At 72.7% G+C, this 23,456-nt stretch carries 22 protein-coding genes and 1 pseudogene; 14 read left to right on the top strand and 9 right to left on the bottom strand.

The features are described from left to right. Window positions 1–388: 388 nt before the first annotated feature. Window positions 389–799: a hypothetical protein gene (locus ACZ4WH_RS06175; RefSeq protein ID WP_468177096.1), complete on the top strand. Its 411-nt coding sequence runs from the start codon at window positions 389–391 to the stop codon at window positions 797–799. On the opposite strand, the gene ACZ4WH_RS06170 is transcribed toward ACZ4WH_RS06175, so the two are convergent. Next, window positions 708–1,577: a DUF4184 family protein gene (locus ACZ4WH_RS06170; protein WP_468177094.1), complete on the bottom strand. Its 870-nt coding sequence runs from the start codon at window positions 1,575–1,577 to the stop codon at window positions 708–710. The two genes, ACZ4WH_RS06175 and ACZ4WH_RS06170, sit on opposite strands and share 92 nt — an antisense overlap. Before the next feature lie 317 nt (window positions 1,578–1,894). Between ACZ4WH_RS06170 and ACZ4WH_RS06165 the strand changes: the two genes are divergently transcribed. The 3 genes from ACZ4WH_RS06165 to pgfA all read left to right on the top strand — a co-directional run bounded on the left by ACZ4WH_RS06165 (window position 1,895) and on the right by pgfA (window position 4,969). After that, window positions 1,895–3,649, top strand: coding sequence for a lytic transglycosylase domain-containing protein (locus tag ACZ4WH_RS06165; protein ID WP_468177093.1), 1,755 nt, complete (start codon window positions 1,895–1,897; stop codon window positions 3,647–3,649). A gap of 165 nt (window positions 3,650–3,814) precedes the next feature. Further along, entirely contained in the window at window positions 3,815–3,949 is a 135-nt protein-coding gene (locus tag ACZ4WH_RS06160; protein WP_365698755.1) for an SPW_0924 family protein, read from the top strand. Between the two features lie 27 nt (window positions 3,950–3,976). Further along, the gene (gene pgfA / locus ACZ4WH_RS06155) at window positions 3,977–4,969 is read left to right on the top strand and encodes a cell envelope lipid trafficking protein PgfA (RefSeq protein WP_468177090.1); all 993 of its coding nucleotides are present in this window, start codon (window positions 3,977–3,979) and stop codon (window positions 4,967–4,969) included. On the opposite strand, the gene ACZ4WH_RS06150 is transcribed toward pgfA, so the two are convergent. Both ACZ4WH_RS06150 and ACZ4WH_RS06145 read right to left on the bottom strand, forming a co-directional pair. Beyond that, window positions 4,959–7,835, bottom strand: a complete 2,877-nt coding sequence (locus ACZ4WH_RS06150; RefSeq protein WP_468177088.1) for an ATP-dependent RNA helicase — start codon at window positions 7,833–7,835, stop codon at window positions 4,959–4,961. The genes pgfA and ACZ4WH_RS06150 overlap by 11 nt on opposite strands. Before the next feature lie 90 nt (window positions 7,836–7,925). After that, window positions 7,926–8,777, bottom strand: coding sequence for a class I SAM-dependent methyltransferase (locus ACZ4WH_RS06145; protein ID WP_468177086.1), 852 nt, complete (start codon window positions 8,775–8,777; stop codon window positions 7,926–7,928). A gap of 388 nt (window positions 8,778–9,165) precedes the next feature. On the opposite strand from ACZ4WH_RS06145, the gene rpsA reads away from it, so the two are divergent. Continuing rightward, window positions 9,166–10,656, top strand: coding sequence for a 30S ribosomal protein S1 (gene rpsA / locus ACZ4WH_RS06140; RefSeq protein ID WP_014672073.1), 1,491 nt, complete (start codon window positions 9,166–9,168; stop codon window positions 10,654–10,656). Between the two features lie 141 nt (window positions 10,657–10,797). Here the strand turns inward: rpsA and ACZ4WH_RS06135 are convergent, their stop codons facing one another. Further along, window positions 10,798–11,760, bottom strand: coding sequence for a right-handed parallel beta-helix repeat-containing protein (locus ACZ4WH_RS06135; protein WP_468177083.1), 963 nt, complete (start codon window positions 11,758–11,760; stop codon window positions 10,798–10,800). Window positions 11,761–11,963: 203 nt separating this feature from the next. Between ACZ4WH_RS06135 and ACZ4WH_RS06130 the strand changes: the two genes are divergently transcribed. From ACZ4WH_RS06130 to ACZ4WH_RS06120, 3 genes are all read left to right on the top strand, one after another. Beyond that, window positions 11,964–12,902, top strand: coding sequence for a PAC2 family protein (locus ACZ4WH_RS06130; protein ID WP_468177081.1), 939 nt, complete (start codon window positions 11,964–11,966; stop codon window positions 12,900–12,902). 45 nt (window positions 12,903–12,947) lie between these two features. Beyond that, the gene (coaE, locus tag ACZ4WH_RS06125; protein ID WP_468177079.1) at window positions 12,948–13,622 is read left to right on the top strand and encodes a dephospho-CoA kinase; all 675 of its coding nucleotides are present in this window, start codon (window positions 12,948–12,950) and stop codon (window positions 13,620–13,622) included. Window positions 13,623–13,699: 77 nt separating this feature from the next. Beyond that, window positions 13,700–14,080 carry a tetratricopeptide repeat protein gene (locus ACZ4WH_RS06120; RefSeq protein WP_468177077.1) on the top strand — a complete coding sequence of 127 codons (381 nt, stop codon included), beginning with the start codon at window positions 13,700–13,702 and terminating at the stop codon, window positions 14,078–14,080. A gap of 157 nt (window positions 14,081–14,237) precedes the next feature. Here ACZ4WH_RS06120 and ACZ4WH_RS06115 read toward each other — a convergent pair whose 3' ends face one another. Beyond that, the gene (locus tag ACZ4WH_RS06115) at window positions 14,238–14,534 is read right to left on the bottom strand and encodes a DUF6343 family protein (protein ID WP_468177075.1); all 297 of its coding nucleotides are present in this window, start codon (window positions 14,532–14,534) and stop codon (window positions 14,238–14,240) included. 128 nt (window positions 14,535–14,662) lie between these two features. Here ACZ4WH_RS06115 and ACZ4WH_RS06110 point away from each other — a divergent pair, with 128 nt between their 5' ends. The 3 genes from ACZ4WH_RS06110 (at window position 14,663) to ACZ4WH_RS06100 (ending at window position 16,931) form a co-directional block, all read left to right on the top strand. After that, the gene (locus ACZ4WH_RS06110; protein WP_468177419.1) at window positions 14,663–15,574 is read left to right on the top strand and encodes an acyltransferase domain-containing protein; all 912 of its coding nucleotides are present in this window, start codon (window positions 14,663–14,665) and stop codon (window positions 15,572–15,574) included. Window positions 15,575–15,636: 62 nt separating this feature from the next. Continuing rightward, window positions 15,637–16,329 (top strand): class I SAM-dependent methyltransferase, encoded by a 693-nt coding sequence (locus ACZ4WH_RS06105; RefSeq protein WP_468177073.1) that lies wholly within the window; start codon window positions 15,637–15,639, stop codon window positions 16,327–16,329. Window positions 16,330–16,475: 146 nt separating this feature from the next. Beyond that, entirely contained in the window at window positions 16,476–16,931 is a 456-nt protein-coding gene (locus ACZ4WH_RS06100) for a DoxX family protein (protein ID WP_468177071.1), read from the top strand. A gap of 240 nt (window positions 16,932–17,171) precedes the next feature. On the opposite strand, the gene ACZ4WH_RS06095 is transcribed toward ACZ4WH_RS06100, so the two are convergent. Next, the gene (locus ACZ4WH_RS06095) at window positions 17,172–17,933 is read right to left on the bottom strand and encodes an RNA-binding S4 domain-containing protein (RefSeq protein ID WP_468177069.1); all 762 of its coding nucleotides are present in this window, start codon (window positions 17,931–17,933) and stop codon (window positions 17,172–17,174) included. 226 nt (window positions 17,934–18,159) lie between these two features. On the opposite strand from ACZ4WH_RS06095, the gene ACZ4WH_RS06090 reads away from it, so the two are divergent. Continuing rightward, complete coding sequence (locus ACZ4WH_RS06090; RefSeq protein WP_468177067.1) at window positions 18,160–18,855, top strand: uracil-DNA glycosylase; 696 nt, start codon at window positions 18,160–18,162, stop codon at window positions 18,853–18,855. 22 nt (window positions 18,856–18,877) lie between these two features. On the opposite strand, the pseudogene ACZ4WH_RS06085 reads toward ACZ4WH_RS06090, so the two are convergent. The 3 genes and pseudogenes from ACZ4WH_RS06085 to ACZ4WH_RS06075 all read right to left on the bottom strand — a co-directional run. Next, window positions 18,878–19,090, bottom strand: a pseudogene (locus tag ACZ4WH_RS06085) (FCD domain-containing protein); the annotation flags it as partial. Window positions 19,091–19,306: 216 nt separating this feature from the next. After that, on the bottom strand, window positions 19,307–19,762 hold the full coding sequence (locus ACZ4WH_RS06080) for a GNAT family N-acetyltransferase (protein ID WP_468177065.1): 456 nt from the start codon (window positions 19,760–19,762) through the stop codon (window positions 19,307–19,309). Further along, entirely contained in the window at window positions 19,759–20,178 is a 420-nt protein-coding gene (locus ACZ4WH_RS06075; RefSeq protein ID WP_468177063.1) for a RidA family protein, read from the bottom strand. The genes ACZ4WH_RS06080 and ACZ4WH_RS06075 overlap by 4 nt, the downstream gene beginning before the upstream one ends. Before the next feature lie 262 nt (window positions 20,179–20,440). Between ACZ4WH_RS06075 and ACZ4WH_RS06070 the strand changes: the two genes are divergently transcribed. After that, window positions 20,441–21,208 carry a nucleotidyltransferase domain-containing protein gene (locus ACZ4WH_RS06070; RefSeq protein ID WP_468177061.1) on the top strand — a complete coding sequence of 256 codons (768 nt, stop codon included), beginning with the start codon at window positions 20,441–20,443 and terminating at the stop codon, window positions 21,206–21,208. Between the two features lie 129 nt (window positions 21,209–21,337). Continuing rightward, entirely contained in the window at window positions 21,338–23,197 is a 1,860-nt protein-coding gene (locus ACZ4WH_RS06065) for an FUSC family protein (RefSeq protein ID WP_468177059.1), read from the top strand. The last annotated feature ends 259 nt before the right edge of the window (window positions 23,198–23,456 follow it).

Below are 23,456 nucleotides of genomic sequence, written 5' to 3'. Positions count from 1 at the left end.
CCAAGCGGGGGCGCTGAAGCAAGCGGAGGGGTGCTGAACCAAGCGGAAGGGTGCTCAACCAAGCGGAGGGGCGCTGAAGCAAGCGGACGGGTGCTGAACCAAGGGAAGGCGGCCGCTCCGGCCGGCCAAGCCGAGGCCAACGCCCCCTCCGCCGCCCCCGGGCACTCTCCGGCCAAGCCCCGCAGCTCCTTCCCTTCTCCGCCGCGACGGCGATCACCCCCACGACGCAGCCCGGCGGCGCCGAACCCACCGCACCCCTTCCGCCCCACCCCCTACACCCGATCCCCCCCAGATTCGAACACGCGGCCGGCCCCCGGAGGGATCCGTCACAACCCGAACGGCCCCCGCCAAAACGCCCCCCACCCTCCGCAGCCGCAACACTGCGGGCATGGGTATACGCATGCTTCACCGCCGGACGCCCGAGGCAGCAGCCGGGGTCTGGGCGGACACCGCCTCGACGCAGGCCGTGCCCGCCGCGCCGGTGCCGGCCCTCGCGGCCGACGCAAGCACCGCCCGCATCCCGGCCGACCTGGCCACGACCGTCCGCAACGTCCCCAAGGACCTCCGGCGCAGGGTCGCCGGCCGCGCGGCCCGCACCCCCGACTGGAGCCAGTGGGCCGACCTGGCCCGCGGCTATCTCGCCCTCGTCCTCACCATGGTCCCGAGATCACGCCCCAGGCCCACGGTCACGGTCTTCGTCGCGTCCGTCACCGAGCGACCGGCCGCCCCCGGCCCGCATCGACCACCTCGCCCGGATTCCCGGGATCCCCGGGATCAGCGGCCGGACGCCAGACCCTGACCCCGGCGGCGTACAGCAGCAGCCCCAGGACCAGCCCGGCGCCCACCCCGAAGCACAGGGTGGGCACCAGCTCCCACGGCCCCGCGGCCGTACCCCGTCGCTCCCACCACCGCGCCGTCCGCTGCGCCGCCGCGGCCAGCGCGCAGCCGCCGATCACCGCGAGCGCCCAGCACCGGTCCCGCGCGGACAGCACCGGCACCCCCGCCGGCACCCCGTCCGGCGCCCGCCGCAGCGCGCGTACGACGAACACGGCGATCACCACGGCACCCGCCGCCGACGAGCCGTACTGCAACCACGTGAACAGCGGCATGCCCGCCGGACGGTCGCGCCCGATGGCCGGAATCAGCCGTGTGCCCCACCGGTCGTGATGGGTGAACGCGTCCCACACCACATGGGTGAGCGCGCCGAGCGCCGCGGAGGCGTACCACCACCCCGCCGACGCGGCCCGTAGACGCGCGCGGGGCGCGCCGCAGCGCAGCAGGGCGGCCGGCCGGCCCTGCCGGACCCGCGGCAGCAACGCGAGCAACGGCTCCCGCACCAGCAGCCACAGCCCCGCCAGGGCCCAGGCGATGAGCACGTCGACCGTGAGGACCCCGGTGAACGCGTGCGTGACCGCGCCGAATTCCATTCCGCCCGGCAGGACACCGGCCGCGTAATAGGGCATGTCGGGCGCGAAGGAGCCGGCGACGAGCACCGTCGGCACCAGTCGGCCCCGACCGCTCCCGTCCCTGCGGATCGCGGGCAGTACGGCCGCCGCATGGCTGAGCGTGAACGGCAACAGAGCCCCCCGGAGCGGTCGGCGACCCGGAACGCGGCGCCGGTGATCAGGTCAGCCCAGTATGCGTGACCGCCGTCCGGGGCGCGCACGGGCAACAACAGTTGGCCAACCGGTGAAATCCGGGCGCGAACCGGTGCCCCTTCAAAGCAAGTTGTCGTAGGGTCACCTGCGTCGCCGTGCGGGCGCACGGTCGTACACCCATCGCACGGATGGAAAGGCGGAACAGGCGCAACCACAGCACCGGGTCAACCGTCACACCAGAGCGAGGCAGACAGACGGAGACGGACGCACAGGCGTCCACGGGAGGGGTTCACTCTATGGCGGCGCATTTCGGCAGGCGGCTGCGCAAGGGAGCGGCGACCACAGCCGTGGCCGCGGCAGCGGTCGCGGCTCTCTCCGCGTCCCAGGCTCCGGGAGTGACCAGCGAGGACAACGACAGACCGGCGGCGGCCGGCGCCAGCGCCCCCGCGACGGACGGGGCCGCCGACGCCAACGCCACCGGCAACTCGCCGTACTACACGGACCTGCCGCCCCTGAAGAGCCCCAACCCCAGCCCCTCGTCGAGCGCCGGCACGCCCGTCTCCCGTGGTGAGGCCGAGGCCGGCATCCCGGCGACGGTCCTCGACGCCTACAAGAAGGCCGAGGCGGAACTGCGCTCCGCCAAGCCCGGCTGCAACCTGCCCTGGCAACTGCTCGCCGCCATCGGCAAGGTCGAGTCGGGGCAGGCCCGCGGCGGCCGGGTCGACGCCGACGGCACCACCGTGGGCCGGATCCTGGGCCCGCAGCTCGACGGCAACGGCTTCGCGCTCATCCCGGACACCGACGACGGCGCCTACGACGGCAACAGCACCTACGACCAGGCCGTCGGCCCCATGCAGTTCATCCCGTCCACCTGGGCCTGGGCGGGCCGTGACGGCAACGGGGACAGCAAGAAGGACCCCAACAACGTCTACGACGCCGCCCTCGCCGCGGGTCACTATCTGTGCCGCAACGGCTGGGACATGTCCACCGAGAGCGGTCTGCACAGCGCGATCCTCAGCTACAACAACTCGCAGGACTACCTCAACCTGGTCCTGAACTGGCTGGAGTACTACCGCAAGGGCAGCCACTCCATCCCCGACGGCACCGGTGGCATCCCCGAGCACCGCAGCGACGACAACTCCGGCGGCACCACGTCCCCGAAGCCCTCGGACCCGCCGAGGACCAAGCCCCACAAGCCCGGCGGCGACGGCGGAAGCGGCCACGGCGGGAACGGGAACGGCGGCCAGGAGGCCCCCGACCCGAAGCCGCCCACGCCGCCCGCCCCGCCGACGCCGCCCGCTCCGCCGACGGACCCGCAGACGCCCACCGACCTGGTGGACCACCTGGTGGGCGTGGGCACCGGAAAGCTCACCGCGACGGCCGGTGACGCCTTCGCCGAGCCGGTCAGCGTCCGCGCCGAGACCAAGGTCGGCAAGTCCGTCGCCAAGGTCAGGATCCGGTTCACCATCACCGGTGACACGGACGCCACCTTCGCCGGCGGCGAGACCGTGGCCACGGTCGCCACCGACACCAAGGGCATCGCGCTCGCCCCGGCGCTCCAGGCAGGCGAGAAGACCGGCGACTTCAAGGTCACCGCCGCCGTCGTGGGCCGCTCGGTCAAGGGCGTCGATTTCACGGCGACCGTCACCGCGCGTGCCGCCGACACCCTGGCCCGCACCAGTGACACCCCGTTGAGCTGCACGCCGGGCGGCGAGTTCGCCGACCAGGTCCAGGTGAAGGCGACGTACAAGGGCGCCGTCGCGGACAAGGTCGCGGCCACGGCCACGCTGATCACGTCAGCGTCCGACGCCACGGAGAACGACAAGGGTCCCTACTTCAAGGACGCCGACGGCAAGGCCGTACGCACCCTCACCGGCCTCCAGACGGACGACAAGGGTTTGCTCACCCTCCCCAAGATGTACGCCGACGACACCACCGGCACGTTCCTGCTCCGTATCACCACCACGGGCGGCGCCACGCTCACGGTCGAACTGAAGGTCGCCGCCGCCGACTCCTCGGCGGACCCGGCCCCGAGCGCGTCCTCCTCCTGACACACAGCGGCGCACAGGGCGCCCGCCCCGCTCCGGCGGGCGGGCGCCCTTCTTCGTGCGTGCACCGCTGTTCTCATCTCGCCCGCCCGTTGCTACGGTGCCGGACCTGACGGCCCATCAGGATCTGGGGCGTCAGGACACCGACCGTCCGCCGGGAGGCCCTGCATGCGCGCCCTGATCGCCGCCGCGACCGGTCTCGCCCTCGCGCTCGCCCTGGTCCTGGCGATCAGCGCGCTGGGCTCGCCGTCGGGCCGGACGTCCCCCAAGCCGCTGCTGACGACGGTGCCCGCGCACCCGTAGCCGCGCCCGTCCGGAAGGGAGGCCGCCATGCGCCGCAAGGCCGGCCTGGTCCTGCTCGCCTGCGCCGTGTTCTGCGCGGCACTGGCCCCGCTGCTGCGCTGGTACGCCTTCCCCCGCCTGGCCCGGATTCCCGCCGGCCAGTACCAGGACATGGTCCTGGAGGCCCGGAACGCCACCCTCCTCGACTACGGCACCATGCGCGCGAAGAAGGTCCCCAAGGTGACCATCGTGCAGACCCTCAAGGGCGACGTGGAGGCCGCGAAGAAGATCGAGAGGACGGCGGGGCGACCGGTCGTCGTCTGGGACAGCCTGTCCTACGTCCAGGGCCCCGACGGCAAGATGGTCTCCAAGGTGCCCGAACGGTACATCTTCGACGCCCACAGCCAGGACCCCGTGCACGCCACCGGCGAGACGGTCGACGGTGATCCGGTGAAACGCGAGGGCATCGAGTTCAAGTGGCCCTTCCTGACGCAGAAACGGGACTACGAGTACTTCGACGCGCAGACCCGCACCACCACCCCGATCCATTACCGGGGCACCCGGACCTTCCGCGGCCTGACGGTCTACTACTTCGAACAGACCATCCCCTGGACCAAGGTCCCCATGCCGAAGACCATGCCCGTGCGGGGGATCACCCCGGAATCGGTCGCCAGGACCGGCACCACCCGCTGGTACACCACGGTCCGCAGGTTCTGGGTCGAACCCGTCACCGGGGCCCCTGTCTACGGCGAGGAGATCCACCGGGAGGAACTGCGCGGCGGCACCCTGCTCGGCGGTCGCGCCAAGGTCACCGCGTTCGCCGGGCACGTGAAGATGCGCGAGGACTACATCGACCACACGGTCGCCCTGGTCCGGCACAACCGCACCCTCGTCCTGACCCTCACCTCGTACGTCCCCTGGGGCTCCCTCGGCCTCGGTCTGCTGCTCCTCGCCCTCTCCCTCTGGCTGGAGGCCCGCGCCCGCCGCCCCCAGGACCCCGCGCCCGAGCGCACGGAGGAAGCCGAACCGGTCAGCGCCTGAGCCGCGCGTTGGTGTGCCGCGTGGGCTCGGCGGTCGCCGGGTCCTCCGGCCACGGATGCTTCGGATACCGGCCGCGCAGCTCCGCCCGGACGGCCCGGTAACCGTCCGCCCAGAAGGAGGCGAGGTCGGCCGTCACGGCGGCGGGCCGTCCGGCGGGCGAGAGCAGATGCACGAGCAGCGGCACGCCCGCGACGGCCGGCGTCTCCCGCAGCCCGAAGATCTCCTGGAGCTTGACGGCGAGCACCGGCCGCTCCGGGTCCCGATAGTCGATCCGGATTCTGGACCCACTTGGTACGGCGATCCGCTCGGGCGCCAGCTCGTCCAGCCGTGCGCCCTCCCCGCTCGCCCAGGGCAGCAGTCGCGCGAGCGCCTGTCCGGCATCGATCCGGGCGAGATCGGCCCGCCGCCGGGCCCTGCTCAGCTCGGGCTCCAGCCACTCGTCAACGCGCGCGTGGAGCGCCGCGTCGGACACGTCCGGCCACGGCTCACCCAGGTGCGCCCGCAGGAACGCCAGCCGCTGCCGCAGCACCTCCGCGTCCGGCGACCAGCGGAGCAGCCCGAACCCGTCCTGCCGGAGCCCGTCGAGGAGGGCGGCGCGTACGAGGGCCGGATCGGCGCTCTTCAGCGGGCGTACGGCCAGCTCGATCGCCCCCAGCCGTTCGACGTGCCGGGCCACGACGTCCCCGTCGGTCCAGCGCACCTCGTCCCCTTCCGCCAGAAGCGCGCCGGCGGCGACCCGCGCCACGTCCTCGTCCACGGCGGCGCCGAGCAGCACGCGCGCGTGGCCCTTGCCGGAGGGCCGGTCGGCGACGGCCACGACGATCCAGGGAGCACCCCGCAACGCGGACCCCTCGGCCGGCTCCGCCCGAGTCCCGGACGCCATGAGATACGACCCACCGTCCAGCTTGGCGACCCGCTCGGGAAACGCGAGACCGCCAACAAGCCCGACGAGCCTGTCATCACCAGCAACAGCACCGGCACCGGCACCAGTACCAGCACCGGCCCACCGACCCGCCCCGACTGGAGCAGCACCGCCCGAAGAAGCATCCGACGCCCCCTGAGCGTCCGCCACCAGCCCCCGCCCTCGCCCCTCGCCCGGCGCCGTGCGCTCCCGCGCCTCGCCCGGCGCTACGGGGCCCCGCGCGTCGCCCCGCGTCGTACGCTCCCGCGGCTCGGCCGACACGGCGCGGTCCCGCTTCGTGGCCGGCGTCGTGCGCTCCCGCGCCTCGCCCGGCACCACGCGGCCCCGCCCCTCGGCCGACGCTATGCGATCCCGCCCCTCGGCCGGCGCTACGCGGTCCTGCTTCGTGATCCCGGTGGCTGGTCCTGCCTCGGCGTTCGCTTGTGGCTGACAGTCACGGGCGGGTGGGTGGGAGAACTCCGTGGAGACGGACCGCAGCCGCCGTACCTCGGCAGCCCACCGCGACGCGTACGCGTCACCCCCGCCCCGGACCCTCCGCAACGCACCCGCGAGATCATCGCCGTACTCCCGCGGCACCTCCTCCGAGAGCAGGGCGACAACCGGCGCCCCCGCACCGGACGTGTCGAGCAACGCCCGCCCCAGCCGAGGGTGCACTCCCAGCCGAGCCAACCGCGCCCCGACCTCCGTGGCCCGCCCGGCGGAGTCCACCGCGCCCACGGCCGCCAGCACCTCCCGCGCCGCCGCCATCGCCCCGCCCGGCGGCGGATCGAGCAAGGCCAGCCCAGAGGCGTCCGGATCGCCCCAGCAGGCCGCCTGAAGGGCGAACGCGGTCAGGTCGGCCACCTTGATCTCCGGCGCCGGGAAAGCCGGCAGACGGCCGTCCTCGGCCTCCGTCCAGCACCGGTACACCGCACCCGGCGCCTCACGCCCGGCCCGTCCCGCCCGCTGCCGCCCGGCCGCCCGGGACGCCCGTACGGTCGTCAGCCCGCTCAGCCCGCGCGCGTGATCCACCCGCGGCTCCCGCGCCAGCCCCGAGTCGACCACCACCCGCACCCCGGGCACGGTCAGCGACGACTCGGCCACGGACGTCGCCAGCACCACCCGGCGCCGCGCCCCGGGCGCCAGCACCGCGTCCTGCACGGCGGCCGGCGCCCGCCCGTGCACCTGGAGCACGTCCACGTCACCGAGATCCCCCAGCAGCCCCGCCACGCGCGCGATCTCGCCCACGCCGGGCAGAAAACACAGCACGTCCCCGGCCCGTTCGGCCAGCGCCCGCCGAACCACCGACGCCACATGGGCCAGCAGCGCCGGATCCACCCGCATCCCGTGCGGCGGCCGTACCGGACGCGCCGGGGGAGCCCACACGACCTCCACGGGATGCACCACGCCCGCCGCCTCGACCACCGGTGCCCCGCCGAGCAGCCGAGCCCACCCCTCGGCGTCCGTGGTCGCCGACGCGGCCACCAGCCGCAGCTCCGGCCGCAGCGCCTGCCGGACGTCCCACAGGAAGGCGGCCGCCGTGTCCGCGTCCAGATGCCGCTCGTGGCACTCGTCGAGGACGACGACGTCCACCCCGCCCAGCTCCTGGTCGCGCTGGAGCCGTTGCAGCAGGACACCGGTCGTCACGACCTCCACGCGCGTGTGCCGCCCCACGGCCCGCTCGCCGCGCACCGTGAAGCCGACGCTCTCGCCCGGCTTCTCGCCCAGCAGCCACGCCATGCGCCGGGCCGCCGCCCGCGCCGCGATCCGCCGGGGCTCGGCCACCACGACCCGCCGTTCGGGACCGCCGGCGACCAGCCCCGCCAGCACCAGCGGCACCAGCGTCGTCTTGCCGGTACCGGGCGGCGCCACGAGAACGGCGGTGCCGTGCCCGTCCAAGGCCTCGGTCAGGGCGGGAAGGGCGCCGCGCACGGGAAGGGCGTCCAGGGCGTCGTAACGGATCACGCCCCTAGTGTCGTACGCCGCCCCACATGTCTTTCACGCGCGCGTGAAAGACATGTGGGGCGCGCTGCACGCGCGCGGAGCGCTCAGTCCCTACCCCCGGCCTTCGGCCGAGGGCACCCCCGTCTCGCTTCGCTCGCACACGAAGATCGCCGTGCCCGGGATCAGATTCCCGCGCAGCGGCGACCAGCCGCCCCACTCCGAGGTGTTCCAGGCCGGCCACTCCGGCTCCACCAGGTCCACCAGCCGGAAACCGGAGGCCACGACGTCCCGCACCCGGTCGCCGAGCGTCCGGTGGTGCTCCACGTAGACCGCGCGGCCCTGCTCGTCCTGCTCCACGTACGGCGTGCGGTCGAAGTACGACGAGGACACCGACAGGCCCTCCGGGCCCGGCTCGTCCGGGAACGCCCAGCGGATCGGATGCGTCACCGAGAACACGAACCGCCCGCCCGGCCGCAGCACCCGGTGCACCTCGCGCAGCACCAGCCGCGGGTCGGCCACGAACGGCAGCGCGCCGTACGCGGAGCACGCCAGGTCGAAGGAGGCGTCCGCGAAGGGCAGCGCGCCGGCGTCGGCGCAGACCAGCGGGAACGATCCGCCGATCCGCAGCGCGTGCTGCAACTGGCGGTGCGAGAGATCCAGGGCCACCGGACGCGCGCCCTGGGCGGCCAGCCAGCGCGCGCACTGCGCCGCGCCCGCGCCGATCTCCAGGACCGCCTTCCCCTTCAGCTCCTCCGACGGGCCCAGCAGCTCGGCTTCCACCTCGTCCAGGCCCTCGGGGCCCCACACGAAGCGGTCGTCGCCGAGGAACGAGCCGTGCTCGATCTGGTACTCGTCGGCGTTGCGGTCCCACCAGCCCCGGTTGGCCCGCGCGCTCTCCGTGACGTCCGCGTCGCGCCGCGTGGCCTCCGGCTCGAACCCGTCCGGCCCCTCCGGCTCGTGCACTTCCGGCTCTTGGATGATCGGCTCCCTCGTCGTACTCTTCCGTCCAGCCCGCCGGGGGTCCGTACGGAAGGGCTCCCGCAGGCCTGCGTGGCCTGTTGGGACGTTTCTTCTGCCGGGTATGCGGCGATCTGCCCCGGGTGTGCGCCTTCGCGCATTGACCATGTCCGGCTGCCCCCGTATGCTACAAGTTGCGCTGCGGGCCTGCGCACCTCAGACGTAGCAGGCTGCGCTCGCATCTGTTGTATGTCCCCTCGGTTGTCGAGGCGCCACCGGGCACCCGGTGCTCAAAGTGGCGCTTCCTTGGCTGTCCGGCTTCTACAGAGCGAAACGGGCTCCCGGCGTAAGCAGTACCTACGACTTCAATGTCCGTACCGGAGCCCTTTCCCACATGACGAGCAGCACCGAGACCACCGCCACCACCCCGCAGGTAGCGGTCAACGACATCGGTAACGAGGAAGCCTTCCTCGCAGCGATCGACGAGACGATCAAGTACTTCAACGACGGCGACATCGTCGACGGCGTCATCGTGAAGGTCGACCGGGACGAGGTCCTGCTCGACATCGGTTACAAGACCGAAGGCGTTATCCCGAGCCGCGAACTCTCGATCAAGCACGACGTCGACCCGAACGAGGTCGTCGCCGTCGGTGACGAGATCGAGGCCCTTGTCCTCCAGAAGGAGGACAAGGAAGGCCGCCTGATCCTCTCGAAGAAGCGCGCCCAGTACGAGCGTGCCTGGGGCACCATCGAGAAGATCAAGGAAGAGGACGGGATCGTCACCGGTACCGTCATCGAGGTCGTCAAGGGTGGTCTCATCCTCGACATCGGCCTCCGTGGCTTCCTCCCGGCCTCCCTGGTCGAGATGCGCCGCGTTCGCGATCTCCAGCCGTACGTCGGCAAGGAGCTCGAGGCCAAGATCATCGAGCTGGACAAGAACCGCAACAACGTGGTCCTCTCCCGCCGTGCCTGGCTGGAGCAGACCCAGTCCGAGGTCCGCCAGACGTTCCTCACGACCCTCCAGAAGGGTCAGGTCCGTTCCGGTGTGGTCTCCTCGATCGTCAACTTCGGTGCCTTCGTGGACCTGGGTGGCGTCGACGGTCTGGTCCACGTCTCCGAGCTGTCCTGGAAGCACATCGACCACCCGTCCGAGGTTGTCGAGGTCGGCCAGGAGGTCACCGTCGAGGTCCTCGACGTCGACATGGACCGCGAGCGCGTCTCCCTGTCGCTGAAGGCGACCCAGGAAGACCCGTGGCAGCAGTTCGCCCGCACCCACCAGATCGGCCAGGTCGTGCCCGGCAAGGTCACGAAGCTGGTGCCGTTCGGTGCGTTCGTCCGCGTGGACGAGGGCATCGAGGGTCTGGTCCACATCTCCGAGCTGGCCGAGCGCCACGTGGAGATCCCGGAGCAGGTCGTCCAGGTCAACGACGAGATCTTCGTCAAGGTCATCGACATCGACCTGGAGCGTCGTCGGATCAGCCTCTCGCTGAAGCAGGCCAACGAGTCCTTCGGTGCCGACCCGACCGCGGTCGAGTTCGACCCGACCCTGTACGGCATGGCCGCGTCCTACGACGACCAGGGCAACTACATCTACCCCGAGGGCTTCGACCCGGAGACCAACGACTGGCTGCCGGGCTACGAGAAGCAGCGCGAGGAGTGGGAGCGCCAGTACGCCGAGGCGCAGTCCCGCTTCGAGCAGCACCAGCAGCAGGTCATCAAGTCCCGCGAGGCCGACGCCGCTGCCGCGGCCGAGGGTGGCGAGGCTGCGGCTCCGGCCGCGACCGGCGGTTCGTACTCCTCCGAGGGCGCGGACACCTCCGGTGCGCTGGCCTCGGACGAGGCGCTGGCCGCGCTGCGCGAGAAGCTCGCCGGCGGTCAGAGCTGATCGCTAGCCGCTGGGCTTAGCCGATAGTCGGCTGAGGGGCCGTACCTTTCGAGGTGCGGCCCCTCGGTGTCTTCCGGGGCGGGCGGGTCGTGGTTTCGGCTGTGGGTCCGTTGGGGTTGGGCGCGCGGTTCCCCGCGCTCCTCAGGGGGTCACGGGGATGTTCGTGAGCCCCTTGCCGCCTGTCACCGTGTTGCTGCTGTAGACCGTTGTCCGGCAGTCGGTGCCGTAGTTCGTGACGTTGATCGCCAGGCGGGTCGCCCCGGTGGCGGTCGTCAAGTTTGATGTGTTGCCCTTGAAGACCGTGCCGCAGCCCCAGCCGGACTGCTGGGTGTGGGTCTGGTAGCCGTCGTTGCTGGTGGCGGTGCCGGTGTTGTCCTGGACGAGGACGTCGTTGCCCTTCACGTCGACCCAGGAGTCGTCGTAGTTGGCGCCGGTCAGGCCGCTGCCGTCGAAGGTGTTGCCGATGATCCGCGCGCCGGTCGTGCCCTCCTTGATGTCGACGTTCTCGCCGCCCACGCCGGGACCGATCGTGTTGTTCAGGATCTGGATGCGGTCGCTCTTGTCGGTCAGCGTGTTCGCGGTCCCGACGTAGACGCCCTCGCCCATGCCGCGGCCGTCGTTCCCGGTGGCGTAGATCTTCGAGTTCCTGATCACGCCGTCCGTGCTGGAGGTGCGGAAGTGCACGCCCTCCATGGCCAGGCCGTGCACCGTGACGCCGTCGACCACGACCCCCTTGGCTGCGTCGATCATGATGCCCTTCTGGCCGCCGGTGACGGTCACGCCCTCGACCGTCCAGTAGGAGGCGCCGTTCAGGTGGAGGCCGTAGCCGCCACCGGCGGTGAGTACGGCTTCGGGGGAGCCGGTGAGGGTGATAGGGGCGGACGCCGTGGCCGGCGTGGTCGCCTTGAAGTTGCCGGTGTACGTGCCGTCCGCCAGGTGGATCGTGTCGCCGGGCCTGGCGGCCCCGAGCGCGGTCTTCAGCTGAGCCGCGGTCGTCACCTCGATCGTGGTGGCGGCCGAGGCCGGGCCGGTGCCGGTCAGGAGCAGTCCGCCGGTGGCGAGGGCCGTGGCGAGCAGGGAGGTGAGCGGCGTGCGTATGCGCATGGGGTTCCTTCCTGTCCTGCACTTCTTGCACTTCTCATACATGAACGACAATCGGCATGCTGAACTGGGCTTTCGTGAAGGTACGGACCAGGTGACGGGTCGTCAAGGTGTCCCGCAGGAGATCGCTGATCAGCGGCGTGTCGCGGGAATTCCCCTGTTCCGGGGCGCGTTGTCCATGGGGAACACGAGGAGGAGCGGTCACAGTGCTTGATCCGCAGGGTTTGTACGCATGGGAGCCGAAGGGCCTGGCCGTGGTGGACATGGCGCTCGCCCAGGAGTCGGCCGGCCTTGTCATGCTCTACCACTTCGACGGATACATCGACGCGGGTGAGACCGGCGACCAGATCGTCGACCGGCTGCTCGACTCGCTGCCCCACCAGCTCGTGGCCCGGTTCGACCACGACCGGCTCGTGGACTACCGCGCCCGCCGGCCCCTGCTGACCTTCAAGCGGGACCGCTGGACCGACTACGAGACCCCGACCATCGAGGTCCGCCTCGTCCAGGACACCACCGGTGCCCCGTTCCTGCTGCTGTCCGGGCCCGAGCCGGACGTGGAGTGGGAGCGGTTCGCGGCGGCGGTACGGCAGATAGTGGAGCGACTCGGTGTGCGCCTGTCCGTGAACTTCCACGGCATCCCCATGGGCGTCCCGCACACCCGCCCCGTGGGCCTGACCCCGCACGGCAACCGCACCGACCTCGTCCCCGGCCACCGCAGCCCCTTCGAGGAGGCGCAGGTGCCCGGCAGCGCCGAGTCGCTGGTCGAGTACCGCCTCATGGAGGCCGGACACGACGTCCTGGGCGTCGCGGCGCACGTCCCGCACTACATCGCCCGTTCGCCGTACCCGGACGCCGCGCTCACCGTCCTGGAGGCCATCACGGCCGCCACCGGCCTGGTCCTGCCCGGCGTCGCGCACGCGCTGCGCACCGACGCCCACCGCACGCAGACCGAGATCGACCGGCAGATCCAGGAGGGCGACGAGGAACTGACCGCGCTCGTCCAGGGCCTTGAGCACCAGTACGACGCCGCGGCGGGCGCCGAGACCCGGGGCAACATGCTCGCCGAACCCGTGGAGATCCCGTCGGCCGACGAGATCGGACGCGAGTTCGAGCGCTTCCTGGCGGAGCGCGAGGGCGACAACTGACCTCCGCCGGTTCCGCCGGCAGCGGCAGGGCCTAAGCTTCCGCTCATGCTGACAGTGGGCCTGACCGGCGGGATCGGCGCCGGCAAGAGCGAGGTGTCGCGGCTGCTCGTGGAGCACGGGGCCGTGCTGATCGACGCGGACCGCATCGCGCGCGAGGTCGTCGCGCCCGGCACGCCCGGTCTCGCGGCCGTGGTCGACGCCTTCGGAGCGGACATCCTCGCCGCCGACGGCAGCCTCGACCGGCCCCGGCTGGGCTCCATCGTCTTCGCCGACCCCGAGAAGCTCGCCGTCCTCAACTCGATCGTGCACCCCCTGGTGGGCGCCCGCTCCCGCGAGCTGGAGAGCGCCGCGGCCGACGACGCCGTGGTGGTCCACGACGTGCCCCTGCTCACCGAGAACGGACTCGCCCCGCTCTACGACATCGTGATCGTCGTGGACGCGAGCCCCGAGACCCAGCTCGACCGGCTGGTACGGCTGCGCGGGATGACCGAGGAGGACGCACGCGCGCGTATGGCCGCACAGGCGACCCGCGAGCAGCGCCTGGAGATCGCGGACATCCTGATCGACAACGACGTACCCCTGGACGCGCTGAAGAAGCGCGTCGCCGAGGTCTGGGACGACCTCGCACGCCGGGCACGGCAGGCAGGCGTGCGCGGTACGAAGGACACGGACGGCGCGGAGAGCGCGGACGGCGCGGAGAACGCGGACGGTACGGAATAGACCGTACGGAACAGCCGGTATGGAATAGCGGCCCGGCTCGGGGCGTTGAAGGGCGGGAGTGAGGGAAGGACTCTGCCGTGCCCGAGACCAGCGGTTCCACCGGACGTACTCCGGAAACGCATGTCATCGACTTCCGTGCCGCCGAGCAACTGCTCAACGCGCGGGACCCACGGGGCGCGGTGAAGCTGCTCGACGGAGTCATCGCCGCGCATCCCGAGAACACCGCCGCCCGGCTGCTCCGCGCGCGTGCCTTCTTCGCCGCCGCGCAACTGCGTCCCGCCGAGCTGGAGTTCACCATCGTGCTGGAGCGCGAGCCGGACAACGCGTACGCGCACTTCGCGCTGGCCCGCACCTACGAGCGCCAAGGCCGCCCCGAACAGGCCAAGCGCCACTTCCGGCTGGCGGCGGCGCTGGACCCGAATCCGCAGTACCTGAAGGCGGCACGCTTCGAGGAGTGACGGTGAGGGACCGGGCAGGCGTCTGCGGGGGAGGGGCGGCGGCTCGGCGGAGACTTTCGGCAGAGGGCCGCGCGTGACGGATGCCGGCGCGCTGCGGGTGAAGGTGACGGATGCCGGGGAGCCGAGGGTGACGGAAGTCGTGGACCGGCGTCGACCGTCACGGATGGCGGTGTCCCGGTGGCCCCGGACACGGCGGTCCACCGTCCGGCGGCCGGTACGGCGGAACGTCTCGGCCCGGCTGGTAGTGCGGGCCCTGCCGGATGTGCCGGAGGATCACGGTCATGTCGACGGTGACCAGCAGCCACAGCACCCCGCAGGCCGCCGCCCAGCCCGGGCGCCCGGCCAGCGCGAACGCGGCCGTGCCGAAGACCGCCCAGCCCAGTCCCCACACACTCAGCCAGAACCGCGCCCGCAGTGCACTGCGCGCGGTCGCCGGTTCACTGCCCGTACGCATCGGATCACCATTCCTGTCTGCAACGTACTCTTCGACGACGACGCGCATCAACACTCGACGAGGCGACGCGCACCCTCGATGAGGGGCGTACGGTGACGCCGTCCGTCGGGGCCGAAGGGGGAGTGTCCGTGCTGCCGGACGCCGACGACCTGCCCGAACTGCTCCTCGACCTGGCCGTGCCGCACGAGGACGTCAACGAACTCGTCACCCAGTGGCGCAGGCTGACCGGCGACCCGGGCACGCTCCGACTCCTGGCGGAATGCGTCGAGGAACTGCTCCGCGAGCCGGAGGACACGGGCCGCACACCCGAGTTGCCCGACCTGTTCGCCTCGGCTCCGGCCGATCTGACGGACACCTTGGCCGTGCACGTCTTCCTCGCCGCGCTCCCGCACACCCGGGCGTACCACCGGTCCCGCGGCATCCCGGCCGAGATCTCCCGGCGCACCCTGGCCGACCTCGGCCGCCAGCTCGCGGTACACCGCAGGCGGCACGGCCGGGCCGGGGTGCAGTCGCGGCGCTGGCTGGTCCGGCACTTCCGCGGCGAGCTGTACCAGTTGGGGCGGCTCCAGTTCGAACGCGCACGGCTCAGGGATCACGACGCGCGGATGACGGCGCCGACCGGACTGGACGCGGCGCCCGGGACGCCCTGCCTGAACCTGCACGTCCCCGACTTCCACGGCCCGCTGACCCCGGCCGCCTGCGACCGCTCCGTGGCGCTGGCCCGTGAGTTCTTCGCCCGGTACTTCCCCGAGGAGCGGCCGGTGGCGGTGCTGTGCCACTCCTGGCTGCTGGACCCGCAGTTGCGGCGGTATCTGCCCGCCGACTCCAACATCGTCCGCTTCCAGGAACGGTTCCGCGTCGCCCGGGAGGAGAGCGAACCGGCCGACACCGAACCCGTCCAGTTCGTCTTCGGGGACCCGGACCTGCCGGTGGCCACGCTGCCCCGCCGGACGTCCGTGGAGCGGGCGGTCGGGGACCATCTGCGGGCGGGCGGTCACTGGTACATCGGGCACGGATGGTTCCCGTTCCGGACTGAATAGCTCGAACGAGTGAACTGACAAAGGGTGGGAACGGGCGTGCGGAGCCCGGCCGTTGTCCGGGCATGAGGATCGAGACGCGTGAGGGATACGAGGGCACGGGACCGGGAGCCATCACCCCGGACGGCTGCGCGGTCGAGCTGTACGCACGGCTGCCGGTGGGCGAGGAGCCGGACATCATCGCCGCGGCGGTACCGGCCGGCGCGCACATCCTGGAACTCGGCAGCGGGGTCGGCCGGGTGACCCACCCGCTGCTGGAACGCGGCTTCACGGTGACAGCGGTGGACGAGTCCGCCGACATGCTGGCCCGGGTCCGGGGAGCGCGCACGATACGCGGCTCCATCGAAGACCTCGATCTGGGCGAGACGTTCGACGTGGTGATGCTCGCGTCGTTCCTGGTACACGCCGGTGACGAGGAGGTGCGCAGGGGGATGCTGCGCACCTGCGCCCGGCATGTGGCGGACGGTGGCTGTGTGCTGATCCAGCGGGAGGGCGCGGACCATCACACCAACGTGCCCAGAGAGAGGGTCGACCCGAGCGGCTTCACCGTGCGGATCGCCTCGGTGGAGCCCGTCTCGGAGGGGGTGAACTCGGTCCACGCGGAGTATGTGTTCCCGGACGCGATCTGGACGCAGACGTTTCTCTCCAGGCCGCTGACGAAGGAGCAGTTCGAGTCGGCGCTGGCGGAAGCGGGACTGGAGGTGGACACGTATCTGACACCGGACGGGATGTGGGTCCGGGCGGTGCCCTCGGCGTAGCCACCTCCGCTCCTGGACACGGTTGGCTCACAGGGGCGACGGGTGGCGATCATTCTCGGCCGGTGGGGTGTCGGCCGATGAGTTCTCGGCCGTCGGCCGGTCTCCCTAGGTGACAGCAATCGGGACCGCTTCACCAGGAGACCCCCATGTCCGAGACCACCGCTCCCGTCACCTCCACGAGGACGCCCGCCACGGCCTCCGCCGGCGTGCTCACCGGCCGGGCGCGCGGAGCCCGGGTCGCCCTGCGCGTGGTACAGGTGCTGCTCGCCCTGTTCTACGGCCTCGCGAGCGCCCTGCCCAAGCTCATAGCGCACCCCACGGCCGTGGAGTCCTTCGACAGAATCGGCTGGGGCAGCGGGGCCATGTACACCATCGGCGCGCTCGAACTCGCCGGAGGGATCGCGCTGTTGATCCCGGTGATGGAGTCCGTGGCGGCGATCGCCCTCAGCGCGCTCATGGTGGGGGCGTTCATCGTCCAGATCACCGCCTTCGACGGCCAGAACGCGGCGATCCCGCTGATCCTGATCGCACCCCTTGCCCTGATCGCCTGGACCCGCCGAGCACACAACGGAGACCTGGTGCGGCTGCTGCGCCGACGGTGACGGGGTGACGGTGCGTGCGGCCGACTGGGCGGGGGACTGTGACTGACGGTAACCGTGGCGGCCGTCGGTGGGGGGTGGGGGCGTCGGCGAGGGGTGGATCTTCGCCGGTTCCGTGAGTTGGTGGGTGGGGGGAGGGAGGGGCGGGAGAGGGAAGGGTGGGGGGAGGAAAGGGCGGGTCGGTTCGAGGTCGGGCGCGGGGCTCGCGGCTCACCGTTTGTGGGCGGTCGGGGTCGCGTCGGCTCACCGCCCGCGCGGCCGTCCTCCCGAGCCGGCGGAACCTCCTGAGCCGCCGGAGGTGCCGCGTCCACCGGAACGGCCGGAGCCACCGGAGCCCCCCGAGCCGCCGGAGGTGCCGCGCCCGCCGGAAGTGCCGGAGCCGCCGCGTTTGCCACGGCCGCCGGGGCCGCCGGGTCCGCTACGACCGCCGGACGGGCCGGGGCCGCCCAGTTCGGTCAGGCCGGGGAAGCCCGCGGGGATGCCCGGGCCGGCGAGGCCACGGAGGCGTTCCAGTTCGCGGCGGTCGCGCTTGGTGGGGCGACCGGTGCCACGGTCGCGAAGGCCGGCGGGGGCGACGGCCTCGCGGGGCGGGGGCGGAGGGGAGTTGTCGATGTAGCACTGGGCGGCCACGGGTGCGCCGACCCGCTTGCGGATCAGGCGCTTGACGATCACGACCCGTTCCCGGCCCTCGTGTCGCAGCCGTACCTCGTCGCCGAGGCGCAGGGAGTAGGCGGGCTTCACCCGCTCGCCGTTCACCTGCACATGCCCGCCCCGGCAGGCGGCGGCGCCGAGGGAGCGGGTCTTGATCAGGCGGACGGCCCAGATCCAGCTGTCGATGCGGACGGTCTCGCCGTTGGAGGGTCCGGCGGCCTCGGCGGCGGCCACCGCAGCGGCGATCTTGGGATCGAGCGGTTGGCCGGCGGGGGCGGGGGCGGCTGCGCCCGGCTCGCCGGTTCCCTCGGCGGTCCCACGGTCCACGTTCTCGTCCGCATCATCGGAAGCCATGCACCGACCTTAACGCCACGGGCGCGCGGACCCGGAAGCGTTTTTGCACCCACAGTGGGCACCCTGCACCCTTCGCCTCACCAGCGGAGCGGTACCGGTGCGGGTGGGACCACAGTGCCGGTGCCGATGCCGGTGTCGGTGTCGGCCCCCCGCCAACCACCCCCAGGTCTCACCCCGCCCCTCCCCCACCCCCGGCGGACCACCCCCCAGGGCATACCGTGGCCGTATGGACGACAGCAGTGCTCTCGCGCGGCTCGATCGGCGCGTTGCCGACTGTCGGGCGTGCCCTCGGCTGGTCGGATGGCGTGAGGAGGTGGCCCGTACGAAACGGGCCGCGTTCGCCGACTGGACGTACTGGGGGCGGCCGGTGCCCGGATTCGGGCCGGCCGACGCGCGGCTGCTGATCATCGGGCTGGCTCCGGCCGCGCACGGCGGCAACCGCACCGGCCGTATGTTCACCGGGGACCGTTCGGGAGACGTGCTGTACCAGGCGCTGTACGACGTGGGACTCGCCTCGCAGCCCACTTCCGTCAGCGCCGACGACGGGCTCGAACTGTACGGCGTACGGGTCACGGCACCCGTGCACTGCGCGCCGCCCGCCAACAAGCCGACCCCGGGTGAGCGCGACACCTGCCGCCCCTGGCTGGTCCAGGAGCTGACGCTGCTACGGCCGACCCTGCGGGCCGTGGTCGTGCTCGGCGCCTTCGGCTGGCAGGCCGCGCTGCCCGCGTTCGCGGAGGCGGGCTGGACCGTGCCCCGCCCCCGTCCGGCCTTCGCCCACGGCACCCGGGTCGCGCTCGACGGCCTGGACCTCTTCGGCTGCTTCCATGTCAGCCAGCGCAACACCTTCACCGGCCGGCTCACGACCGACATGCTCCGCGAGGTACTGGGCAGGGCGGCGGAGGCGGCCGGGCTGCCGTAGAGCTTGCGGACGCGGGCGTTCCTCAGGCGGTGTCCGCCTCGGTGCCGGCGGCGTGTGCCGGGTCCGAGCCGAACAGGTGCCGTACCGTGGAGCGGTAGTTGGCGCGGACGTGGTCGAGGGCGTGGGCGCGGGCGCGGCCCGGGTCGTCGGAGGCGATTGCGTCGTACAACTCGCGGTGTTCGGTGAGGAGTTGGGGCCACTCCTCGTTCCGCCGGGTGAGCCAGCGCAGGCGGCCAGAGGGCATGGGGACGGCCGACCGGGTGAGCCGGAACTTACGGCTCCGGGACCGGTGGGGCGGGCGCACGGGCACCGGACGTGACCGTTACGGGCGCCAGGCGTGACCGTCGTGGGCGCCAGGCTGACCGTCACGGGCACGCCTGGCGCAGCGTCAGGAAGCCAGACGGAGCGTCAGGAGGCCAGATACGGCGTCAGGGAACGGCGGACGGGAACGTCAAGGGCGCCAGACGTACCGGACGTCCGGCTCCCGCTCCTCGTTTCCGCTGCCGTCCGTGTACTCGGCTGCGACGAAACCGTGCCGCTCGTAGAAGCGGTGGGCGGGCTTGTTGACCTGGAAGGTCCACAGGCTGAGGCCCTGGGGACTGCGTTCCTTGGCCAGTGCGACGAACCGGTCCCCGATGCCCCGCCCGCGCCACTCCGGACGCAGGTAGAGCTGGGACAGCAACTCCCCGTCCAGGACCATCAGGCCGACCACCCCGGCCCCGGCCGCCTCGGCCACCCAGGTCTCCCGCACCGCCACCACGACATCCCGGATGTAGGCCCGGACCTCGTCGTCGGTGTGCGGCCGGACGACCGTCGGCAGCGCGGCGTCGAAGGAGCGCAGATAGACGTCGGCGGCGGCGCGGGCGTCCGCCGCGACGGCGCGGCGGACTACGACCGCTTCCGTCATCGGCCGTCTTCCGTCCGCTCCGGCACCACGGCGGTGGCCGTGATCTCGACGAGCTGACCGGTGTAGCCGAGGCAGGCGACGCCGAGCAGCGTGGAGGAGTGCGGGCCCGTGCTCAGCCCCGAGGCCTCCACGACCTCCCACACTGCGGACAGCACCGAGGGCTCGTTGCTCACGACGTACACCTCCGTCGACAGTACGTGTTCCAAGTCGCTTCCGACGACACGGAGTTGTTCCCGGAGGTTGGCGATCACCTGCTCGGCCTGCCGTACGGGGTCGCCGGGGCCGACGATCTCCCCCTGGGCGTCGAGCGGCACGGCCCCGGCCAGGAACGCGAGCTTCGTGCCGGCCTCGACGACGGAGGCGTGGGAGTAGGTGGGCGGAGGGAAGAGGGCGGGGGCGGTGACGCGCCGGATCACGGAAAACGGCTCCTCGAACGACAGCGAACGACAGCGAACGACAGCGAACGACAACGAAGGACGATGAAGGACGATGAGAACGATGAAGGACAACGAATGGCAGCGAACGACAGCGGATGACGACGGTCGGCGGACAACTTTCCGATGATCGGACCTCCTCCCCCCTGCCCGCATCCGAATTACGCGCGCGTCCAGGCACCCGCACACGTGCTCGCCGGAATTCCAGGAGCGGACTTCGGCGTGGTTGCGCCAGGCTGAGGGCATGCCGCAGTCCTCCGACGCCGACTTCCTCGCCACCACCGCCGACCGCCTGGCCGCCCTGCCCACCGTGCGGGCCGTGGCCCTCGGTGGTTCCCGGGCCGACGGCACCCACCGCCCGGACAGCGACTGGGACCTGGCCGTCTACTACCGGGGCCCGTTCGACCCGGACGATCTGCGTGCCCTCGGCTGGCCGGGCGAGGTGTCCGGCATCGGTGGCTGGGGCGGCGGTGTCTTCAACGGCGGGGCCTGGCTGACCATCGACGGGCGCCGGGTCGACGTGCACTACCGGGACCTGGACGTCGTCGAACACGAACTGGCGGAAGCGGAGGAGGGCCGCTTCCGGGTGGAGCCGCTGCTGTTCCACCTGGCCGGTATCCCCACCTACCTGGTCGTCGCCGAACTGGCCCTCAACCAGGTCCTGCGCGGCGACCTCCCGCGTCCGGCCGCCTACCCACCGAAACTCCGCCGCACCGCCTTCGACCGCTGGTCCGGCACCGCCCGCGCCACCCTCTCCTACGCCAAGGCCCACCACGCCCCCCACGCCCGCCTCACCGAAACCGCCGGCGCCCTGGCCACAGCCGCCACCCAGTCCGCCCACGCCGTCCTCGCGGCCCGCGGCGCATGGGTGACCAACGAAAAGCGACTCCTGGAGCGTGCCGGGCTGCGGGGGATCGACGTGGTCGTGGGTGCGCTGCGGGCCGAGCCCGGCGCCCTGGCCGATGCCGTGGCCGAAGTCGAGGACATCATCGCCGGGGCGTTGCGTTCATAAAGAAACCACACACCTCCGGCACCTTTCACCTGCCTGAAACGTGAGCGCGTCGTTCGGGTGGGGAACGCGATCTACCGTGGAGATACATCCACCGGCCACCGTCGTCCGAAGGCCCACCCTCGCCCTCGTATGAACAGGAGCCCCGTGTCGCGGCGTGCTGCACCCCTCTGGCTCGCTCATGCCTTCCGTGCCCAGCGCGGTCCCGTTCCCTGGAGTGCCGTGTGCCGGGGGGCGCTTGCCGCCGGGCCGTTGTTGCTGAGCGGGATGGCCGGCGGGCAGACGGCCTCGGGGGTGCTCGCAGCCATCGGTGCGATGCTCGCCGGCATCAACGACCGGCCCGGCAGCCGGCGCGCGTCCGTGAAGCGGCTCGGGGTGCCCGCGCTCGCCGGTGCGCTGGGGCTGCTCCTCGGTACGTACGCCGGGCAGGGCCTGGCCGCCGTACCGCTGACCCTGGCGCTCACCGCGCTGGGGCTGGTCGCCGGCGGCATCAGTGCCGTCGGGCCCGTCGCCTCCGCCGCGGGCACGCAGCTGCTCGTCGCCGCGGCCATCGGCGCCGGGATGCCGGCTGCCGAGAGCGGCTGGCAGCGGGCCCTGGCCTTCCTGGCCGGCGCGGGCTGGCTGCTGGCGCTGCGGCTCGCCCTGCCCACCCCTGGATCACTCGCCGGTGACTTCCGGTTCGACGGGGAGCGGGACGCGGTCGCCGACGTGTACGACGCCATCGCCGCGCTCCTCGACGCCGTGGGCGGGGAGCACGCCGGAGCCCGGCGGGCCGCGCTGACCGCCGCGCTCGACCACGCCCAGGACGCCCTCGCCGGACCCCGGCTGCGCCGGTACGCCGGCTCCGCCGCCGAGCGCCGGCTGCACGCCCAGTTCGCGGCGGCCCTGCCCCTCGCCGAGGCCGCCACCGCCCTCTACTGGGCGGGAGAACCCGTGCCGGCGCGCGCGGCGGAGGGGCCCCGGCGGCTCGCCGCCGCCGTCCGTGGCAGCACCGGCACCGGCCCGCTGCCCGCGCCGCACCGGTCGGCCCCCGCCCTGCGCGCCCTGGACGACGCCCTGCTGCGCGCCGCCGACGCCTTCGACCGGGGCGAGGGCGCCCACCGCGGACTGCTCGGCCGCCGCCGGGGCCTGCGGCACGCGCTGCGGGCCGCGCTGGGGGCCGGCGGGCGCGAGTACGGGCTGCGCGTCGCCCTCTGCTTCGGCGCCAGCGCCGCCATCGCCCAGGCCCTGCACCACGCCCGCTGGTACGGACAGCACGAACACTGGTACTGGCTGCCCGCCACCGCCGTCTTCCTCGTCAAGCCCGACCTCGGCCCGCTCGCCTCACGGGTGCTGTGCCGGGCCGCCGGGACCGTGCTCGGCGCCGTGGTGTTCGCCGGCTTCGCCGCGCTGCTGCCCCACCCGGCCGGGCTGGTCGTGCTGGTGGCGGTCTGCGGTGCGGTCATACCGGTCGCCACCCGGCACTTCGCGGCGCTCACCGCCGCCGTCACCGTCCTCGTCCTCGCCCTGGTCATGGCCGGCGGGGAGCCGCAGGCCTCGGTGAGCCGGATCGGCGAGACCCTGCTGGCCTGCGCCCTCGTGCTGGTCGTCGGGCATCTGCCGATGCCGGGGGAGCGGGGCGGCGGGGTACGGGCCCGGCTGGCGGCGGCCGGTAGCGCCGCCGACGCCTATCTCCTGCACGTCCTCGGCGAGTCCGGCGACCGCGCCGAGCGGTGGGCGCTGCGCCGGGAGGCCTACCGGACCCTTGCCGAGGCCCGGTCCGCCATCGCGCTCGCCGCCGCCGAACTGCCCGCCCTCGCCCGGCACACCGAGGGCACGGACGCCGTCGCGGAGGTGCTGGAACGGCTCGTGGACACCACCACGGCCTGCGCCGTACACCTCGACGAGACCGGCCGGCTCACCCCTCGGCACCTCCGCCGACTCCGCGAGGCACTGGGGGAGCTGGAGCGGCGGGGGATGCGGGTACCGGTATCCGCGGCGGCGGCCGCGTAGCCGTCCCGACCCGGCCGGCCAGGCCACCCGTCCCCGCCCGGCCGGCCAGTTCACCTGTGTCCGCTCGGCTGGCCAGGCCACCCGCCTCCGCCCTGCCGGCCAGTTCACCTGTGTCCGCTCGGCTGGCCAGGCCACTCGTTTCCGTCCGGTCGGCTAGGTCACGTGTGTCCGCTCGGCTGGCCAGGCCACTCGTTTCCGTCCGGTCGGCTAGGTCACGTGTGTCCGCTCGGCTGGCCAGGCCACTCGTTTCCGTCCGGTT

Source organism: Streptomyces sp. NPDC029138 (assembly GCF_055564375.1).
The sequence above is the reverse complement of the archived record's forward strand: the minus strand, read 5'-3'. Positions and strand labels throughout refer to the sequence as shown.

Bases quoted from the DNA above. Each gene is read 5' to 3' on its own strand.
- ACZ4WH_RS06080 (WP_468177065.1), bottom strand. From the start codon at position 19,762: ATGACGGAAGCGGTCGTAGTCCGCCGCGCCGTCGCGGCGGACGCCCGC.
- ACZ4WH_RS06090 (WP_468177067.1), top strand. From the start codon at position 18,160: ATGGACGACAGCAGTGCTCTCGCGCGGCTCGATCGGCGCGTTGCCGAC.
- ACZ4WH_RS06165 (WP_468177093.1), top strand. From the start codon at position 1,895: ATGGCGGCGCATTTCGGCAGGCGGCTGCGCAAGGGAGCGGCGACCACA.
- rpsA (WP_014672073.1), top strand. From the start codon at position 9,166: ATGACGAGCAGCACCGAGACCACCGCCACCACCCCGCAGGTAGCGGTC.
- ACZ4WH_RS06135 (WP_468177083.1), bottom strand. From the start codon at position 11,760: ATGCGCATACGCACGCCGCTCACCTCCCTGCTCGCCACGGCCCTCGCC.
- ACZ4WH_RS06065 (WP_468177059.1), top strand. From the start codon at position 21,338: ATGAACAGGAGCCCCGTGTCGCGGCGTGCTGCACCCCTCTGGCTCGCT.
- pgfA (WP_468177090.1), top strand. From the start codon at position 3,977: ATGCGCCGCAAGGCCGGCCTGGTCCTGCTCGCCTGCGCCGTGTTCTGC.
- ACZ4WH_RS06105 (WP_468177073.1), top strand. From the start codon at position 15,637: ATGAGGATCGAGACGCGTGAGGGATACGAGGGCACGGGACCGGGAGCC.
- ACZ4WH_RS06100 (WP_468177071.1), top strand. From the start codon at position 16,476: ATGTCCGAGACCACCGCTCCCGTCACCTCCACGAGGACGCCCGCCACG.
- ACZ4WH_RS06175 (WP_468177096.1), top strand. From the start codon at position 389: ATGGGTATACGCATGCTTCACCGCCGGACGCCCGAGGCAGCAGCCGGG.
- coaE (WP_468177079.1), top strand. From the start codon at position 12,948: ATGCTGACAGTGGGCCTGACCGGCGGGATCGGCGCCGGCAAGAGCGAG.
- ACZ4WH_RS06095 (WP_468177069.1), bottom strand. From the start codon at position 17,933: ATGGCTTCCGATGATGCGGACGAGAACGTGGACCGTGGGACCGCCGAG.
- ACZ4WH_RS06160 (WP_365698755.1), top strand. From the start codon at position 3,815: ATGCGCGCCCTGATCGCCGCCGCGACCGGTCTCGCCCTCGCGCTCGCC.
- ACZ4WH_RS06115 (WP_468177075.1), bottom strand. From the start codon at position 14,534: ATGCGTACGGGCAGTGAACCGGCGACCGCGCGCAGTGCACTGCGGGCG.
- ACZ4WH_RS06070 (WP_468177061.1), top strand. From the start codon at position 20,441: ATGCCGCAGTCCTCCGACGCCGACTTCCTCGCCACCACCGCCGACCGC.